Source organism: Novosphingobium oxfordense (assembly GCF_044029435.1).
Lineage (GTDB): Bacteria > Pseudomonadota > Alphaproteobacteria > Sphingomonadales > Sphingomonadaceae > Novosphingobium.
This window is the reverse complement of the sequence record NZ_CP147007.1, coordinates 637,739-655,049: the sequence shown is the minus strand read 5'-3', so window position 1 is coordinate 655,049 and position 17,311 is coordinate 637,739. Positions and strand designations below refer to the sequence as shown.

Here is a 17,311-nt window from a genome sequence, read left to right as displayed (position 1 = left end):
AGGGATTCCGGGACGTTGGCGCGACGTAGGAAATGGTCTGCTGCGATGCGTTTGATATTCACAAGTGTGGAATGATTTCTGTCCCAAGGCGGCCTTGATCGACGGGCGAGACCGTCATGTCGCCTCTCCGAAGGCATCTGCGTAAAGTTGCTCTATCCGGTTGGCCTCCTCGTCGGTCAGCGATCCGAATTCCCGGGCCCGCGCCCGCTGGGAAAAGCGGCCGGCATTCTGCGCGAGGAACTTTTGCAGCAACTCGATAAGTGCCGATGGCATATCGACAATCTCCTGCACACCATCGCTGAACTGATCGAATGCTTCGAGAAAGCGGACCTCGCGGGGAAGGTCTTCCATGACGGTCTGCTCTACGCACGCATAGAGAAATTCGGCATGCGCGGTGGCGTCGAAATAGCGGTAAAAGTCGATTGTGCGGTTGAGCACCTCGACATTTCCTTCCTTGGTTCGCTGCCATTCGATCTCGGGAAGGAGGGGGCGCGAATAAGTTTCGAGAACGGAGCGATATCGGTCGAGCTGGCGCAGGATCGCGGCGCTGATCGGAAACACCAGTCCAGCCGGGTTATAGTGAGCCGAGGCCAGCGCGTGGTGGATCAGCCAGCGGTGGATGCGGCCATTTCCGTCCACGAATGGGTGGATATACACGAAACCAAAGGCCATGGCCGCCGCGGCGATGACAGCGTCAAAGCCGCCGGCCAGGGTCCGTTCGGCGTAAGCAACGAGGCCCTTCAGTAGACTTTCGACGTCTTCATGTCGGGCGCTGATGTGATCGGGTAGCGGCTCCCCGGTCTCCCTATCATGGACGCCGACGAAGCCGCCCTCGGTTCGCAAGCCGAGCCGGACAAAGCGGTTGTCATCGCCGATGACAACTCGTTGAAGGCGTTCGAACTCAGCAATCGTAAGCGGGTGCGTCCCTGCCTGCGCGATCGCCTGTCCCCAGCGGGCCGCACGTGTTCCGGAGGGGCGTTCGCCTTCGATTGCGAAGGACGATTTCGAATCATTGAGAAGGAGAAAGGCGGCAGCGCGGGCTATTAGATCGCCACGTACCCTGCCAATCTCGGCGCGGGCGAGTTGGTCGAGCTGCTTCGCCGCCACGGCCTCGAGGGCTTTGGTACGCCGGACCATTGGACAGAAGGCTGGCGTTCCAGGAAGGTTGTCGATGACCTTGTGGCGCGACGACACTCTGCCATTCGCCAACGCGAACTGCAGTTTGTCGTCGATGACCGGCACCGCCTTGACCTTGCCGGGGTCTGGAAGATCGAGCTCCTCGCCGGTAATCCACTCGTAGAGAAACCAGACGCGGCGGGCGAAGGCGCCTGTCGGCGTCGCCTGTATGAACTCTCGGATGGGCTGAGAGCCGATAGCGGCGAAGATGCGTGCCAGGACGCTAAGGTCGACACCCTCCCATTTGAGAGCAAACACCAATTGGCCGGCGAGAGTCGCTTCGGGTTGATGCCTCGGCGTCAGGAGCGTCCAGTCGTCACTCGAGGCGGGATGATGCCGCTCGGCAATACCAGCGAGGTGAGGCGGCAAGGGCAGCGAAAGATCATATTTCGCTATAAGCGCAGCATAACCCTGCGGAGTGGCGGGCTCCGGCAAACGCCGTCCGCGAAAATCCATCACCGTTTGTGAAGGCCAATCACCCATAAATGATCCCGTGCAAACCACTCACTGTGGTCTAGACCATTTGCGAATATGCATCACCGGCTCTGAAATTCAATCACCATTCGCTACGATCTGTGAAAATCGATTTCCCACGACCTGAACGCGGCAAACGCGCGCAAGTTCGCTGCTCAGTTAAAGGCGCTGCAGAGTTACGTGTTACCGCTAGTCACCGGAATGGCCGCTTCAACAGGCGGGTCGCCGTCCGGGCCAGGAAAGGGTGTCGGCCGGGGATGCGCTAATGGGGGGTGATGCGATCCAGCAGCAAATTGGTATCGCCGATTGGCCAAACCCAGGCCCGCTGCAAAACCCGAACCTACGCGCCAGATTCTGGAGCAACAGAGCGTTTGTTGCCGACCCATTCCGATCGTTCAATCACCGATTTCGGCTCCCAGGAGCGGACCGGCAGCTTGCCATCGCCCTACCAGGAGGATGGGGATAATCGGCGTCAGTGCGCAGCAACCCAATCCTTGAGAACTGCATCGATCCGCGACTGCCAACCGGGGCCGCTGGATTTGAAATGCTCGATCACCTCGGGCGAAAGGCGCAGTGTGGTGCTGACCTTTTTCGGGGCCTTCTGCGGACCGCGTGCGCGAATCGTCTTTGCGAGGTCCGGGAAGGCCTCAGCGAAAGGCTTTGCCTTCGCGAAGTCCTCGGCTGTCCATTCAGGGTTATTGCTGACCGCATCCATATCGGCTTGGGTGTATCCGGGAGCGGCATGTTTCGGGTCGGTCATGGCAGGAGCCTCCGTTCCGTAGTGCTGGCCGGGCGGGCAGAGATGATCGAAACGCCTTCGGTGCCCAGCACAGCGAAAATCACCGTGATCGTGCCGTTCATCTCACCGATGGCGGCAAAGCGTCCGTCCTTCGCAGGGATAACCAGAGCTGAGAGGAAGAATCCTTCGCCCACATCAGCAAAGTCGATCCCGTGCTTGACGAGGTTCGCTTGCCGTTTCGGCTCATCCCATACGATGACCATGGTTTTTTGTAGTTACAATTTGATCTGTGGTCAATCGATTTTCGTAACTGCAATTCGCTCTTGGTGTCGGCATTTGAAGCCCTACCGCGCCCGACCCTTACGAGACGCTCAGCCGCCGATTTCACCTCCGTAGGTGCGGACCGTCCGGTTCCGGCAAATCGCGACCCAAGGCAAGACGTACACGTGGGCCTGCGCAAACGTCTCAATCTGAAATGGAGCGGACATCAGAGCCTGGAGCTGCCGCTAACCGGCAACCCTCCCATTAAGGGATTGCCTCGCCAGCCTTTTTGAGCGTGCAGGAATGGAGTCGACAGTTGGGGTACCAGAGGGGTACCAGACAGCCGGAGTTGGCGTTGGCTCGTTAAGCGCTAAGTTGGCCGGCATGAGGATGGACGTGATAGATGAGAGCACACGGGCAGCAATCCTGCGCCTGACTTTAGCTGAGCGCGAATGCCTCAAGCGTTGTCTCAATCATCAGACTGCTAAGCAAATGGCCCTCGATCTTGGTATTTCTCCGCATGCTGTGGAGAAGCGGTTGAAGATGGCACGCACCAGCTGGGCCTGTCTTCATCCCTCGAGGTTGCGAAGCTGGTGGAGGCGTCAGAACGGTCTGGTCGAGTAGGACCCTGCTCGCCGGACCTTTCTTTGGAGAATGCCAAGCCTGACGAAGGCGGCTCCATTGCCGCCCCACGAAATGAGACCGCGTGGATCACCCGGCGGCGCCAAGCCTATGTGGTCTCAGGAGTCATGCTAATGAGCTTTTTGGCAGCCGCCGCTTTAATCATCGGTATTCAGTCATCTGGGGGCATTGAGGGTCAGGCAAGACCGTCAGCATCGAACCCCTCTGCACCTCTAGCCGCGAATGGTTCAGTGCCGACTGCTGGCACCGAGGCTGCCTTGCGAAGCTTAGTTGCCGGTCTGGCGAAGGGGACGCCTGACTACGACAAGCTTTCCCCTCAGTTCGCTGAAATCGTCCGGCGGGATTTGCCCATGACACATGGCATGTTCAACTCGCTGGGCGAGTTGAAGTCGATCACGTTTCGCGGGCGCGGCGCGATGGGGGACGACACTTACGATTTGGTGTTCTCTAACGGTGAAGTGGTGATGTCGGCAGTGCTAGATTCTGATGGGAGGATGGCTGGCGGCATTCTTCAACCTCCTGGAAGAATGCCCGGGCACTGACTGCGGTGGCCAACTTCCACCGAGAAACTCATGTTAGCCATCGCTATTCCCATTTGCGTGGGCCCTCGCGCCCTCAACGATGGCTGCGTCTGACAGATAACGGTGTTGGGGCGGTTGGCTGCAGGACCACAGCCCCCACAGCCCCCTGTAAAGAGGCATGCTGGCTCGGATTTGGCCCCGTTCTTCGAGTTGTGGCAACTCCCGACCCATGTCAGTCGTTCACTCCGTCGGCGCTGAACGTCAGGTCCCAACGGAAGATGCCGTTCGCGCTGGTCAAAGGGGCGATCGGCAGCGCGCCTCACATTCAGTCATTCAGCGCCATTCCGCGTCGAGCCTGTAACGTGCCGTTCCTACGAGATCGGCACCGCCGGGGGGAACGTCCAGCGCCCGTCAAGAATCTCGAGGCGTGGGCGATAGAGGCGGACGATATAGTTCCATCCCTGCGTGATGGGAATGCAGTTAGGCCCCGCCCCGGGCTGCTCGCATCCGCCGAACTGGACCGTCACCGATCCGTCCGGATCCTTCACCGCGCTCAGATTATTGATCGAATAGGCGTTGCGGTCGTTCGGCTCGAAAAACCCTTTCGCGTTGTAAACACTGATCGACCAGAACCCATTGACGGGGACATCCTTCACCTTCAGCCTGTGCACTGTTTGGCCGTCGTTTTGGGCCGGCGTGAAGTTGAGATAGCTCGCCTCGGTTTCTGGATTGCCGCCCCAACCGACAGCGCAGCCGATCAGGAAGCGCACCGGATCGACATCTTCCTTGCGTCCGAAGACATGCTTGGAATCAGGCAGGGTGGTCCCGAGGACAAGCAGAGCATCGCGTACCTTCTTATGACTCGCCTGATCCCAATCCGGCACCTCGAATGTGCCGGGGCCGCTGGGCTGATCGAGCGTCGCCCCGCCTTGCAGGGCGTGGGCGGCTTCGAGATCGCTGGGCGTGTTGGGATCGACCAGCGTACGAATCGACACATGGATATATCGCGTTCCGGCCTCCTCCCGGGTGAAGCGATAGCGGCCTGCGTCATAGGCCACCTTTAAGGTGTACTGATCCTCATTCAGGACTTGTAGCGAGCGGAAGCGTCCGCTGCTTTCGGGAAGGGCAATGGTGACCGGCCCAGCGTCTAGATCGACGACGGCGCTCGAATAGATCGTGTCGCGATTCATCCGGATAACGGTCTGGTGATCGATCGACGCGGGTTGGCGGGCGTGGTGGAATTTCCCGAAACCGCCATCCTCGACTACCTTGGCGAAATAAAAATCGCTCTCGGCGCGGGTGAAGTTCTCGACTGTGACGGGATTGCTCATTGCTGCTTTCCTCAATCGACCCGCTTCGCTTCAGGGAATGTCCAATTGCCGTTCAAAACCTCGGCGCGCGGGCGGTACAGGCGGGCCGAGTAACCCCAACCCGGCGTGATGGGCAGGCAGTTCGCGACGCTTCCGTCACAGCTGCCAAACTGGATGCTGACCGAACCGTCCGCGTCGCGCTTCGCGGTCACGTTGTTGATCGAATAGGCGTTCTGCGGATTTTTCTCGAAATAGCCGTCCTTGTTATAGACCGTGACCGACCAGAAGCCGTCAACGGGGACGTCCTTCACAGTGAGACGATACTTGGTCTTGCCGTCATTCACCGCCGGTTCGAACATGAGGTAGACCGCATCGCGCGGCGGATTGCCACCCCAACCCATTGCCGTCGCGATTAGGTGCGCCCCGGGATCGACCTCGTCCGGTTTGCCAAATGCATTTGAGAGATCGACCTTCGCCTTGCAAAGCTCGGCACGTGTCGCATCGAGCGAGGCTTTTTCCCAATCGGGCACTTCGAACGTGCCCGGGCCACCGGGTTGCTCGACCGTGATCGCGTCCTGTAGCGCATGGACCTTTCGCAGATCAGCGGGATCGCTCGGATCGACGAAGGTCCGGAGCAGCACTGCGATGTAGCGCGTGTTTACGGCCCCGCGCGCGAAACGATGTGGCGCACTGTCATAGAAGGTCTCAATGACATAGTGATCCTCATCGATCACCAGTGCCGACAGGAAGCGTCCGCCGGTGTCAGGCAGGGTTATCGTCACCGGCCCGGCATTGAGGTCGAGCACCGTTTGCGAATAGATGGTGTCGCGGTTCATGCGGATCACGAGTTGGTGATCGAGATCGACCAGCTCGCGATTATGCACGAACTTGCCCAAGCCGCCTTCGCCAACGAAGCGTTTGAAATAGTTGTCGGTCTCGGCGCGGACGAAATTGGCGCGATCGACACTGACGGATGGGTCGGTAGTCAACTTGGCATTTGTCAGGTCGTCGGACATGGTCGAACCCCTTTAAGGGCTGGGAATTTAGACTGAGCTTCTCGCCCGATGGATTGGGGCTAACCCGCAGGAATGCCGCGTACGATTCCTGACCTGCGAATGGCAGCCAACGCGACCTCTGGCACGGGAAGCGGATAGACCGCCGACGGCCCAGCCTCTACCATGACCCGACGCCGCCCCGGTGAGCGCTGAACGTCAGCTTTTGACAGGAGCTGACGTTCAACATCTGCCATGGGAACGCCAGCAAAGTCCCATGACACGGTGTTTGCCTTCAGCGAAACCGACCCTTTGTCGCCATTCAGCCCCCGATTACCGCTCCCCACGAGAAGATCGACGGCTATCACCTCAATTGCAGACACGCCTAGCCTCAATGCTAAGTCGAAACTCCGTCATTCTCTGGAAAGATAGCGCTTCAGGCGATCCGGACGCTGGGGGATCGGGGAATTTGGATCAAAGACGAACACTTTTGCACCGGTCTTCGCAAAAATAGACTGCAATAGCGGAAGCGCACTCGTGGGTGCGGCGACGTAGACTTTGGAGCCTTTGAGTTGGCCAGATTTGGCATCCGCCAAAATGGCTTTCATGCGCGCCACGAAAAAATCAAACGGGGCGATGCTGGCAAAGCTCATCGTGCCATGCTCATAGTCAAGCGACAGCAGCGCATCGCGCAACCAGCCTTCCGATGCGGCATAGTTGGGGGCGCTTGGGTCGCGAAGCACCGTGGTGGATGTCGAGGCATCCTTCCAGTTTGGTGACGAGCGATAGAAGGCCTCCGTCAGGTAGTCGTGCCAGTTTCGTTCCGTGTTCTCATTGGGGCCGAGTAATGGCGCAATGAATGCCTGTTTGGCCTGCTTTTCGTAATCCCGCTTCTGGCGGGCCATGGATTGTGCTGTTGCCTCCGCCCTCTGCCAATCAGGCGAAGAGCCCGAAATAACCGAACCATCGGACAGTCGCAGAACCGCATCCAGGTAAGTTTCCTCTTTGCCGTCATCCTGCGCGTCTGGAACGACGATTGGGATGACCAACAACCCTGTCGGCGCAAAATGCGGCTCACCGCGCCATCGGATCGAGCTGACGGAATGCTCCAGCGCAACAATATAATCCGCAGATACAATGTCGCTCAGGGCCAGTGCGCGGATCAGCTGCCCATGCCCGTCGTAAATCGCCACAACGTTTGGCCCATATCCCATGGAATGCCAGTTATCGAAGGTCACCAGATATTTGCCGCCATCAGCGATCAGCGCATCGACCGGAGCCACTTAGGTCGTAGACTCATAAGCACGGAGCCACAGCCGCATTGAGGCGAGCTGGACCATGGCCAGGAAGTTTTCGGCCAGCTTTTCGTAGCGGGTGGCAACACGGCGGAAGTGCTTCAGCTTGGAGAAGAACCGTTCGACGAGATTGCGCTGACGGTAGAGCCATGTGCTGAAGTACGGTTTTGATCGGCGGTTGGACTTTGGCGGGATGTTGGCGAACGCCCCTTTCTCGCGGAGAGACACCCGGATGCGATCGGCATCGTAGGCCTTGTCCGCCAGAATGATTGTTCCGGCACCAACATGATCGAGCAGATCGTCAGCGGCTTGGCCGTCATGGCTTTGCCCTGCGGTCAGGCTCAGCCGGATCGGGAGGCCTTGCCCGTCGACGACCGCATGGATTTTGGTCGTGAGCCCGCCTCGGGAGCGACCGAGACAATGATCTCGATCCCCCTTTTTGCCGTCGCTGCCTGCTGGTGGGCGCGAACGGAAGTGCTGTCGATCATCTGGATGTCGCCATCGTGCGCGGCGGTGATGGCGTCCATCATTCGATCCCAGACGCCAGCCTTCCGCCATCGCGCAAAGCGGTTGTAGCAGGTGGTGCGCGGGCCATAGCGTTCCGGCAGATCACGCCATGGAGCGCCTGATCGCAGCACCCAGAATATTCCGTTCAGAACGCGCCGGTCGTCGACACGCGGCACGCCCCTCGGCTTATTTGGCAACAGCGGCTCGATCACGCGCCACTCAAAGTCGGTCAGGTCATATCGGCTCATGCCGTCCCTGAATCAGAATCTAAGCGGGATTGAAAGGTTTATGGATGTGGAGGCGGGTCATATAGCGATCCCTCGCCCCAAGTAGGTGGAAGGTCGAGATCGGCCTGATCGCACCAAGTAAGGCGTCCGGCCTTATACGCATCACTCTCGATAAGTTCGGTATGGACGATGCGCATGGCCAGCATGAGGGCTTGGAGCCCATCCAGGCCGCACGCATACCGGCGAACCTCTCGTTCCGGCCATCCTATGACATAACGGCATTGGAACTCGCCTCCAGGTGCCTTCGATGGCGTGAAAAAGCAGACGACCAATTCACCGCCATCAAGCTCGAACCTGCGCTCCACAAATGGCGCTTCAATCATCTGCCCTCCTCCATCGCGGGAAGGTGTGGCATAGGGCTGAGAAGGCGGCAACTTTTATGGGTTCACGGCCTAGTTAGACAAATTTCCGGACCATAAACGGGTCCATTGATCGGCATTTTCAAGATGCTCGATCGTCGCTGTTGCCTTGGTGTCCTTATGCCCTTTCAGTGCCCCCGCCGGTTCGCGCCCTTTCACCTTGTCGGAAAAATAAGCCAGCGGACTGGTGATCGGGCGCGGATCAATTCGAACCCGATAGGTTTGGTCTGGCGACACGTAAATCTCCGGCTCGGCGGGCACCCAACTATCGGCGCTGCTCGGTGCCGCCCAACAGACAAAGAGAGAGAGTAGGAGGCGGAAGGGATTTCGCGTCATAACGTGACCTTAGGCTGAACTTGGCATGCAACAATGTCACATCGACCTATCATACTCGCCGGATGATGGCGAACTGGCAAATCCCGACCCAATTCTCGCCGTCCCTAGGCGGCCCCCTCAATGTCGGCTCCTGACGAAAGCGGGCGGAATTCGCGCTTTCACGATTTTAACGCGGATCCGGTGGTTCGGGGTCAACTGACATTGCAGACATTCATTTAGGCGCTAAGCTGGCGGGCTTCAAAAGCTTTGGAGGGCGTTTGCATGGCTCGTATCCTTGCCATTGGTCTGCTTCTTTCGAGTGCCGCCAACGCCCAGGATCTCCCGCCGGCAGCTAGCGAACAGGCGAGCAAACAGACATTTTCGATACATCTTATGGAGGGCGATGATTGGGCGCCTTTGTCGTACGAACAGGTGAAAGGCGTCATTCTGCTGCAGGCAGTCGTCTTTGGGGAACCGGCAACAGTTCTACTGGATAACGGCACTGACAGAACGGTCGTGGATGTGAGCTTCGCCCAACGTGCAGGTATCGTGCTTCGGAACTCCAGTATTGGCGCAATCACGGGGAGATCGCGCCTCTTAGCGCAAATGGCCGAAGGTGCAACGCTCACCCTTCCGCATACTTTGACGGCTCGGGGCCAGATGCCGGCGATCGATCTGGCGCCGATGTCTGCAGCTCTGGGCCGGCCGATTGGGGCGGTGATTGGCGGTGATCTTCTGAACCGAGTCGCTGTAATGGTGCGACCAGGCAAGCGGCAGGTCGCGATCGTCGGAAGCGGCCGAATTACGCCGGGCGCTGGTGCAATTATCATCCCGATCGAAAACGGCAATCAAGTCGATGCCGAAGTCAACGGGAGATCGGTCCACCTCAAGATCGACCTCGGCTCAAGCGGGATGATCAGGCTTACAGACGCAGCGTTCGCAAGCGTGAGTGGCGCGGATTCCGTTTCGTTTAGCGGATCTCAGACTGGCGCGGACGGCGTTACACATAAGACTAGGGTTCTCAAAGCCGATCTGCGCATCGGCTCAATTTCCGCCAGGAGCGCTCCGGTTGAGAGCGGCTATAGCCAATCTGACGCTGACGGGCTGCTCGGTAACGGCTTTCTTTCCCGTGCTGACACAATCCTCGACGTTCAAAAGGGGCAATTGGTTCTGACGTTCCCCCAGGCGGCAAGCAGTCGGATATCTGTCGTCGGCCCGATTTCCGGCGGATTGTGAAGTCCGTATCGACAACATTTTGGCAACGCTCGAAAACATCCGCCGCCCTCGACAAACCGGCGATTGTTTCAAATTGTGATCAAGACAACGAACGGCCGCTTTCAAGGAGCCGCAGAGGTCACCTGAAGGACGGCTAAGTCGCGAGTCCCGTTATCCGGTCCCGCGAACGGTGCGAATGGTTTGGAAAGGCCGCCGTCAACAGGCTTCGGCCGACAATGGTAGGAAACGCAAGCGATTGCCGATACACACGCAATCGCGGCATCATAATAATGGTATAAATGGTGGGATTATGCGACCAGCGACAATCATAAATTTCGAACGGATTATGTTTGCCACGCTAATTGGCCTGATCCAAGCCTATTTGGGGTGGGATCAGAACACGCAAATGGCATCTGTCGGGTTCATACTTACTGTCCAAATATTCACCGCCACCTTGATCGCGAGCTTAGTGCTTTTGGTGTCACGTCGCCGGAGCAATATCGCAAAGTGGATTCAGATCGTAATGTTCGTTCTTGGAATTCCATTGGTTTATAAATTTTTCACAGAGGGAATGTTGCACGGTTCCGCTTGGATCACAGCCTTACAAACAATTGGACAGTTACCGCGTACGGTTTGTTGTTTAGCGCGTCCGCCCGTAAGTGGCTTAGCAAAAGCCATTCGGTTTGAGGTTTGGGGCTGCAATAGCGCACGTTTGTGCCATCAATTCGGCCGCCTTCAGATGCGCTGAAGCTTACTGCGGAAGGCGTCGAAGTCCGCAACTCCGGTCAGGCTGCTTTCGGGCGAAAATCCTGAAATGCGGCCATTCGGGGAACGACCGACCACTCAGCAGCAAGGTTGACGATTGGCGGCTTTCCGGCAATCGCCGGGGGGACGATCATCGCCTACTTACCTGACGTTTCAGCTGGCTCCTTCAGCTTCTTATCGCCGCCCCGAAGCCGCCTAATTACCGTTACTTTCCCATCGCGAATTTCATATGCGACCGCATCATATGACCAGCAGCAGTGGGATGGAATGGCACCGCCCCAGCTTCCCTGAGAATTGAAATATTCGATAAAAAGTAATCGTCCGGTCGAAGAGTACCCAGAAGTAACTTTGAACGATACGCCCTCGGCCGCTAGTTTTTTGCCGAACGTGCGTAGCCACTCTTCCTTGCCGTCTGCAACTTGCTCTCCATCCTCAAAAACTTGTATATCGTCAGAAAGCAATTCGGCGTAAGCTTCCACGTCTTTAGTCTCGATCGCAGCAACCAACCGTGCTCCAAGCTCGGCCTGGCCAGGCAAAGATGGCGGCGGCGGAACTTGCGCATGGATCGTGATCGGTGTCGATAGCGCCACGGCAGCACTTAATAGCTTGGCGAACATCGTTGTTAGTCCTCTCGTCGAAAGGTACCTTGTAGCGTCCAACGACGTTAAGCCAACGGCGCCAATGTCAACGTGTCCCCGGAGCAGCTCATGTCGCGCCGACTGGCGACTTTCGGCCATTAGAGACAGCTATTTAAACGACCGGTTCCGGGACCTGAACTGCCGTTGGCGGCTCTCGTCCTGAACGGCCGAAAAGTCCCACTTCGCGACCGTCACATTGCTCATATCAGCCTATCCGAGCTTCCTCATCAATCGGCCGGCCGCTCCAGCCTCGGCCGCAAGGTTGCGGTTGTAAGCTAGCGGCATACGCGGGCTCTTCCAGCGCAGCGCATCCATAATCCCGGCGAGATCCTCGCCGCTGGCAAACAGGTCCTGATTGAGCCCGACGCGCGTGGAATGCCCGCTGACCTGCGCGAGTAACCGCGCCAAATCGTCCTTGGTCAGATCGGGCAAAGCCCCCTTTTCAAAGGCCCGGGTGATGATCGCGCGCCAGATCGGTCCGATCGACGCCGGATGCAGCGCCCGCTCGCCGATCGAATATTCGGTGCGCGCCGGCACCGCCGGCTTGGGCAGTGTCTTGCGCAGATCCCAGGTCTCGCGCCCGGAGATCGTCGCCAGTTTACGCCCAGGCTGGCGGGCGCGTGCCTTGTAACGCCGGACGATGACGCGCCGGAACAGCGGCCCCGTCTCGATCTTCGCCGCCGCGGTCCTGGCGGCGATCGCGCGCACGGTGCGCGGCGACAGATAGGCGGTGGCCCCCTCCCCCTCCGGGTCGCCCTTGCTGCGCGCGATCGCCAGCAACCGCGTCTCGGGATCGATCGCCTCCAGCAGATCTTCCACTTGCACCGCCACCAGCTCGCGCACGCGGAGGCCCGTGTCGTAGGCCAGGCTAAGCAGCGCGCGGTCGCGCAGGTCGTCGCCGCACGCGTCGAGCAGCGCGCGGACATTGAGCCCGCGCGCCGGATCGCGCTCGACATCGCGCACCGGCCCCTTGAAGCGCAGCGGAGCTGCCTGGCGCTGCGCGACACCCTTGTCGCGGCGGATGGCAGCAAGCCGCACCTTCACCAATGGTGCCTTGGTCGGATCGGTGAGGCCCAGCAACTGGTGCACGCGGGCGATCGAGGCCTTGTAGCGCGACAGCGAGGCGGGTTTGGCACCCTCCCCGGCCCGCGCGTCGAGATAGTCCGCGACGTCTTCAGGCTGAGCTGGCAGCGTGAAGCGCTGGTGCTGCCGGCACCACAGATCAAACGCGGCGAGATCCGAGCGCAAGGCCAGGAACGTGTGCCGCGAGGATGCAGCGACAAACGCATCGAGCAGCGCGGCATCGAGCGTGATCCGCTCGAACGTGCGCAACCGGGTGAGGAAGCGCGGAAGATCATCGGCAGGCTTTTCGGATGGCACCGCCATCACGGACAAACCTCCCGTGCTTTCGGCAACATCCCGTTTTTCCGCCATTTCGCTCCCCTGCCATCCCGATGCTTTGGACGTTCCCACCTTATAGCGGCGTCCAATGTGGACACGCAATAAGGGCAATTATCGCGTGTTCATATCTGAATGATATCGAAGGGAAGAACCAACTGCCTAGTTTGGTTGTTATTGATCGTGTGCTAGACTGCCCTCATGGACGCCGAAAAGGAGACTTACCTGCTGCTCGGCCGGCTCGACGGACGGCTGCAAACAAGCCCTGCGACCGACCTGTGGCTGGCCCGCATGCGGCTGAAAGGCGCGGTTCTGCTGGCTGAACTCGCGGGCGTGCCGATCACCGAAGACAGCCTGCTCGCGTGGATTGGCGGGCGCAGCCCGCCGCCGCGGCGCAGCGAGGGCCTCAACGATCCGCTGTCGATCGCCGCGCTGTTTCACTTCGCGCTCCAGGCCGAGGACACGTCCGGCGATCCGGTGGCCGAGGCGTCGCTGCGCGTGCTGCGCACGCTGCTCGACGATCGCGCCGAGGCGACGCTCTATGCCGCGCAGGATCTCGCCTGGTTCGGCCCGGCGTTTGCGGAAGCCAAGCGATCACTGCTCGCCCCCCTGCCCTGCCCCGGCTTCCTGGCGTTGGCCGAGCGACTGATCGGCGTGCACCGGGACCTCGGGCTGCACGCCGGCGCCGGGCGCAGCGTCCTGACCGCCGACGGCCGCCGCCTCGACATCGATCCGCGCAGCTTCGACACCGTCTGGATCCTCGGAACGCTGCTGCCCCGCGCCTATGTCGCCGCCGGGCTCACCTTGCGCCCCCTGCCCTGCCTGGCGGGCCTGCCGCGATTTCTACCGGAAGATCCCCACGCGCTCGCCGATGCCCTGCGCGCCCGAACCCTCGATGCGGTTCGTCTCGGGCTGGCCGAACTCGAACGGCTCGAACGAGCGCTGCTCCGCATCCCCGCCGATCTCAAAGTCACCAAGCGTAGCAAGGCCCCCCTGCTCGCGCGGCTGCAGCTCGCCTATCCGGATCTGCGGGTGCCAGCGATCGCCCGGCTACTGGGGATCTCGCCGCAGGGCGCCGTGAAAGTCCAGGCGCTGGTCGCGGCGTCCACCACTTAAGCGAACAATTGCGGAAACAGCGTATCCTGCGTGTCACTCGGAAAGCGCAGCGATACCGGCCCCTTAGGGGTGTCCGAGGACAACAGCCCGGCGTCGGTCAATTCCTTCAGCACACGGCGAGCGCTGCGTTCGGGCAGCCCGGTCAGGCGCGGTGCCTCGCCCCGCTCGAACTGGCCCCGCACCAGCGCCTCCTGCAGCAGCCAATTGCCCTCAGGCGATAGATCGTCCGAATCCGGACGTGGCGCTCGAGCCGCTTCGAGAGGGTATCTAGATCGCACAGCGCCGACATGTAGTCGATCTGGTCGAGGCAGACTTCAGGAACCACTCGGCAAAACCTGCCAGGTGCTGTTCGGAAAGATTGCCTTGGCCATCGCGATCACCCTGCCCCAGACCTCGCGCCAATCCGCATGACACCGACCACAGACCAATGGGCGCCGATATCTGCCTTCTGCGCCATGGCATGGCTCATCAATCTGCTGACCCGGCCATTTCCGTCGGGAAACAGATGAACCCAGTTGAACCGGTGGTTCGCCGTGGCCATCGCCAGGATGCGCTTTGCCTTACCCGCCCCCACCGCAGTAATGCGCATCCCGTCTTTCGGCTCAAACGCAAACCGGGAGTAGAAGTACGCCATGAAATCGGCGATCCGCCCCGGCAAAGGCAGAAGGTGCCGGCCAATCTGGACGTCGGGCTCGTCGCGCGAGCGCCATTCACCCGGGGTCATGAGATAGACCCGCCCTCCCCCGCGCACGGTGAGTATCGCCTCGGATGCGCTGGCATAGAAGCAGCTGGCGGATAAACTCGGGATCGGCCGGATCGGGAAGCTCGCCATCGGCGGCGGCCAGATCGATCGACCCCTGCACGCGGTAGTGGGCCGCTGCTTCCGTCGTCAGATCTCGCTGATCGTCATCGCGCTCACCCGCAAGCGCGCGCTCGATGTCCCGAGGGCGCGTGCGGTGCCCCTCAATGAGATTGCTGTAATAGGAATTCATCAGCCGCACGAGGCTGGCCAGATGAAGTGCCGTCTGCGGATGGAAGGCTCTTCCCAGAGCTTCCGCTTTAGCCGCGATTTCCGCGACAAGATCAGGCAGGTCTCCGGTCAGCGCGTCGATGCGTGCGGGCTCGATCTGGTTGGGGATTCGACATTCGTCGCCACAGCTTTGGCCGATCTCTAAAGAGTCACCTTGCCGCCGCACTATTTACCTCAGGCTCGCAGATTTCCTAACCTTTTATGCCACCCCGCGATCCTGAGGACATCGTCACCGCCGGTCTTTTGGCCGATCATTTGGCCGATGTTGCTGACATGATCGATCAAATCTGATCTCGGAACCAGGAGACATGGGGGAGACGGGGCCGTTGATCAATCCGCGTTATCTGTCCTGCGGACTTCCACGACGTCTTCATCAAAGCCGTCCAACAAGCGCGCGTTGACGCCCATTTTGCCGAAGTCCTCCCCGCGTTTGCCAGTGGGTCCCGCAGGCCACACGGCCCTATGATTTCAACGGGCAATGGCTCCTTCCGGCGTGTGTTGCCTACAAAGTTGCGGGTCCGGCCAAGCCACCCACCCTTGGCTCACAACTCGCATGTCGTCCAAGCGGGATTGAAGGTGCCTTGCAAGCTTGCTCAAGAATGGAACGCTCGAGAGTCACAAAAAGACCCGCTGATGGCCGAAAACTCCCGGAAATCCGGGAGTTTTCAAGACATCAAATTTTTTTGCCGTAAACAGCCCTTACAGCGACAAAAGCGCCCTGGCATGACCCAGACTTCATCGCGGAAGCCGCGCTACTGAGAGGTGCCTTAAAACCGATTTTAGGAGCAATTCCCGTTTTGTTCACCAGGCAGTCGCGCTGTCGGCGCCCTCTTCGTCGTTTGGGCGCCCTGCTCAACTGAATAGTTCGTCCAGCAGCACTTGGAATGCGGATTCGACTTCGCTTCTGGTGGCCGACAGCTTGGCGGGAAGCAGGATCGTCATGCCCTTTTTCTTTTCAGGCTTCGTGTAAGTCAGAATTTGCGCGCCATCCCCACCCGATAATGTGAAAGACCGATTTTCTACTACAGTCGGCCTCGGGGGCTTTGCAGCGGCTTTGAGGCGCGCAATCACCTCCACCGGAGACAGCAGAGCAGCCTGGTGTGCCTTTAATGCCTCCTGCTCGAGGCCAAGTTGAACAGCCTCGGCGCGAACTCGCTGAACCACATCGTCCGGCCCCTTTATGAGTGTAGAGATCGCTCGGGGGTGAGAGACTGTCACTGCCTTCGGGTCACCGAAAGCGGACACGTACACGGGTTCGAGATCGGCAAGGGCCAGATATCGATAGATGGTGGCTCGGGCGATGCCCAGTCTCTCCGACATGGCAGCGGTGTCGTTCTTGTAATGCGCACCGAGCGCCATCTTGTAGCTGCGCGCACGCTCAATATCCGAGACATCGGCACGAGCGCGATTCTCCAGATCGCTAAGGCGGAACGCACCTTCGTCGTCCAGCTTCTGAACATCAACGAGATATCGAAACTCAGGATAGTTGTTTGCACGCAGCCATGAGATCGCAAAATGGCGCCTGGACCCTGCGACAATCTCGTATGGCACGTCGGGGTCGTCTGTCCGCCGGACGATTGCCGGCATGCGCTGGCGGCCTTCCGACTTGATCGATTCAATAAGCTCTGCGCAGTCCCCGTAGGTCAGTTCATCATACCGGCGAGCGTTCTGTTTCGACGGACGACAAAGGACTGGATCGATCCATTCGTACTGTTCGTACATGACATCGGAGCCGAGCTTCGAAATCGCCTTTCCACGACTCGCAAGTACGTCTCCCGTGGGAAGCTCCGGGACGTCGCCGCTCCCAAATTCCTCTACAACTTCGGATGCGATCGACGCGCCGAAACCCGGTTTGCGAGCCATGATAGAATTCCTTCTTTACGAATGACGGTGCCCTGATCGCGCGCGGCGCGAGAATTCTTGACTGGCCCCGCCGTGATTCCTTCCAAGAGAACTATCGGATGATGGTTCCCGATTGCAACGCGCGGCCAAAAACTATGCTCAGACCTTTTTGCACAGCGCACATCGTTCCCGGTACGTAACGGATCGCAGAACTCATCCCGGCAAGGCTATCGATGTGCCCCCCTCATGCGCATCCGTGGTTCACGCACGTGCGCCCTGGCGATCCCACGCCTCTCTCCCACCAGACGCGAGCGACCATTTCCCCCATCGCCGGAGGTGGGCCATGTCGATGGAATATCCTTCCAGCTTCCCTCGGCTTGACCGCGTCCGGCGGTTCCCCCTCCCCATTCGTCACGTCGGTTATGGGAG

17 protein-coding genes and 1 pseudogene are annotated in these 17,311 nt (G+C 59.6%); 3 read left to right on the top strand and 15 right to left on the bottom strand.

Annotation, left to right across the window (positions count from 1 at the left end):
• Nucleotides 1–114: 114 nt before the first annotated feature.
• The 3 genes from WBP07_RS22870 to WBP07_RS22860 form a co-directional block, all read right to left on the bottom strand.
• Entirely contained in the window at nt 115–1,659 is a 1,545-nt protein-coding gene (locus WBP07_RS22870; protein WP_395396150.1) for a Fic family protein, read from the bottom strand.
• A 463-nt stretch (nt 1,660–2,122) separates the two neighbouring features.
• On the bottom strand, nt 2,123–2,410 hold the full coding sequence (locus tag WBP07_RS22865) for a BrnA antitoxin family protein (RefSeq protein ID WP_395396149.1): 288 nt from the start codon (nt 2,408–2,410) through the stop codon (nt 2,123–2,125).
• Entirely contained in the window at nt 2,407–2,652 is a 246-nt protein-coding gene (locus tag WBP07_RS22860; RefSeq protein WP_395396148.1) for a BrnT family toxin, read from the bottom strand. Before WBP07_RS22860 ends, WBP07_RS22865 begins: the two co-directional genes overlap by 4 nt.
• 645 nt (nt 2,653–3,297) lie before the next feature.
• Here WBP07_RS22860 and WBP07_RS22855 point away from each other — a divergent pair.
• Complete coding sequence (locus tag WBP07_RS22855) at nt 3,298–3,834, top strand: hypothetical protein (protein WP_395396147.1); 537 nt, start codon at nt 3,298–3,300, stop codon at nt 3,832–3,834.
• A gap of 350 nt (nt 3,835–4,184) precedes the next feature.
• Here WBP07_RS22855 and WBP07_RS22850 read toward each other — a convergent pair whose 3' ends face one another.
• From WBP07_RS22850 to WBP07_RS22825, 6 genes and pseudogenes are all read right to left on the bottom strand, one after another.
• Nucleotides 4,185–5,144 carry a DUF1254 domain-containing protein gene (locus WBP07_RS22850; RefSeq protein WP_395396146.1) on the bottom strand — a complete coding sequence of 320 codons (960 nt, stop codon included), beginning with the start codon at nt 5,142–5,144 and terminating at the stop codon, nt 4,185–4,187.
• A gap of 11 nt (nt 5,145–5,155) precedes the next feature.
• A complete protein-coding gene (locus WBP07_RS22845; RefSeq protein WP_395396145.1) occupies nt 5,156–6,139 on the bottom strand; it encodes a DUF1254 domain-containing protein in 984 nt (327 codons plus the stop codon).
• Nucleotides 6,140–6,528: 389 nt separating this feature from the next.
• Nucleotides 6,529–7,398, bottom strand: coding sequence for a hypothetical protein (locus WBP07_RS22840; protein ID WP_395396144.1), 870 nt, complete (start codon nt 7,396–7,398; stop codon nt 6,529–6,531).
• Nucleotides 7,399–8,165: pseudogene (locus WBP07_RS22835) on the bottom strand (IS5 family transposase).
• Between the two features lie 38 nt (nt 8,166–8,203).
• The gene (locus WBP07_RS22830) at nt 8,204–8,527 is read right to left on the bottom strand and encodes a DUF6968 family protein (RefSeq protein WP_395391182.1); all 324 of its coding nucleotides are present in this window, start codon (nt 8,525–8,527) and stop codon (nt 8,204–8,206) included.
• 69 nt (nt 8,528–8,596) lie between these two features.
• Entirely contained in the window at nt 8,597–8,800 is a 204-nt protein-coding gene (locus tag WBP07_RS22825; RefSeq protein WP_395396143.1) for a hypothetical protein, read from the bottom strand.
• 360 nt (nt 8,801–9,160) lie between these two features.
• On the opposite strand from WBP07_RS22825, the gene WBP07_RS22820 reads away from it, so the two are divergent.
• Nucleotides 9,161–10,114, top strand: a complete 954-nt coding sequence (locus WBP07_RS22820) for a hypothetical protein (protein WP_395396142.1) — start codon at nt 9,161–9,163, stop codon at nt 10,112–10,114.
• A gap of 881 nt (nt 10,115–10,995) precedes the next feature.
• Here WBP07_RS22820 and WBP07_RS22815 read toward each other — a convergent pair.
• Complete coding sequence (locus WBP07_RS22815; RefSeq protein WP_395396141.1) at nt 10,996–11,475, bottom strand: DUF4440 domain-containing protein; 480 nt, start codon at nt 11,473–11,475, stop codon at nt 10,996–10,998.
• Nucleotides 11,476–11,706: 231 nt separating this feature from the next.
• Entirely contained in the window at nt 11,707–12,882 is a 1,176-nt protein-coding gene (locus WBP07_RS22810; protein WP_395396515.1) for a site-specific integrase, read from the bottom strand.
• 213 nt (nt 12,883–13,095) lie between these two features.
• Between WBP07_RS22810 and WBP07_RS22805 the strand changes: the two genes are divergently transcribed.
• On the top strand, nt 13,096–14,010 hold the full coding sequence (locus tag WBP07_RS22805; RefSeq protein WP_395396140.1) for a hypothetical protein: 915 nt from the start codon (nt 13,096–13,098) through the stop codon (nt 14,008–14,010).
• Here WBP07_RS22805 and WBP07_RS22800 read toward each other — a convergent pair.
• The 4 genes from WBP07_RS22800 to WBP07_RS22785 all read right to left on the bottom strand — a co-directional run bounded on the left by WBP07_RS22800 (nt 14,007) and on the right by WBP07_RS22785 (nt 16,903).
• Nucleotides 14,007–14,192, bottom strand: a complete 186-nt coding sequence (locus WBP07_RS22800) for a hypothetical protein (RefSeq protein ID WP_395396139.1) — start codon at nt 14,190–14,192, stop codon at nt 14,007–14,009. The two genes, WBP07_RS22805 and WBP07_RS22800, sit on opposite strands and share 4 nt — an antisense overlap.
• Nucleotides 14,193–14,386: 194 nt before the next feature.
• On the bottom strand, nt 14,387–14,734 hold the full coding sequence (locus WBP07_RS22795; RefSeq protein WP_395396138.1) for a Fic family protein: 348 nt from the start codon (nt 14,732–14,734) through the stop codon (nt 14,387–14,389).
• Nucleotides 14,721–15,206 carry a hypothetical protein gene (locus tag WBP07_RS22790; protein WP_395396137.1) on the bottom strand — a complete coding sequence of 162 codons (486 nt, stop codon included), beginning with the start codon at nt 15,204–15,206 and terminating at the stop codon, nt 14,721–14,723. The genes WBP07_RS22795 and WBP07_RS22790 overlap by 14 nt, the downstream gene beginning before the upstream one ends.
• A 686-nt stretch (nt 15,207–15,892) precedes the next feature.
• Nucleotides 15,893–16,903, bottom strand: coding sequence for a ParB/RepB/Spo0J family partition protein (locus tag WBP07_RS22785; protein ID WP_395396136.1), 1,011 nt, complete (start codon nt 16,901–16,903; stop codon nt 15,893–15,895).
• Nucleotides 16,904–17,311: the final 408 nt, after the last annotated feature.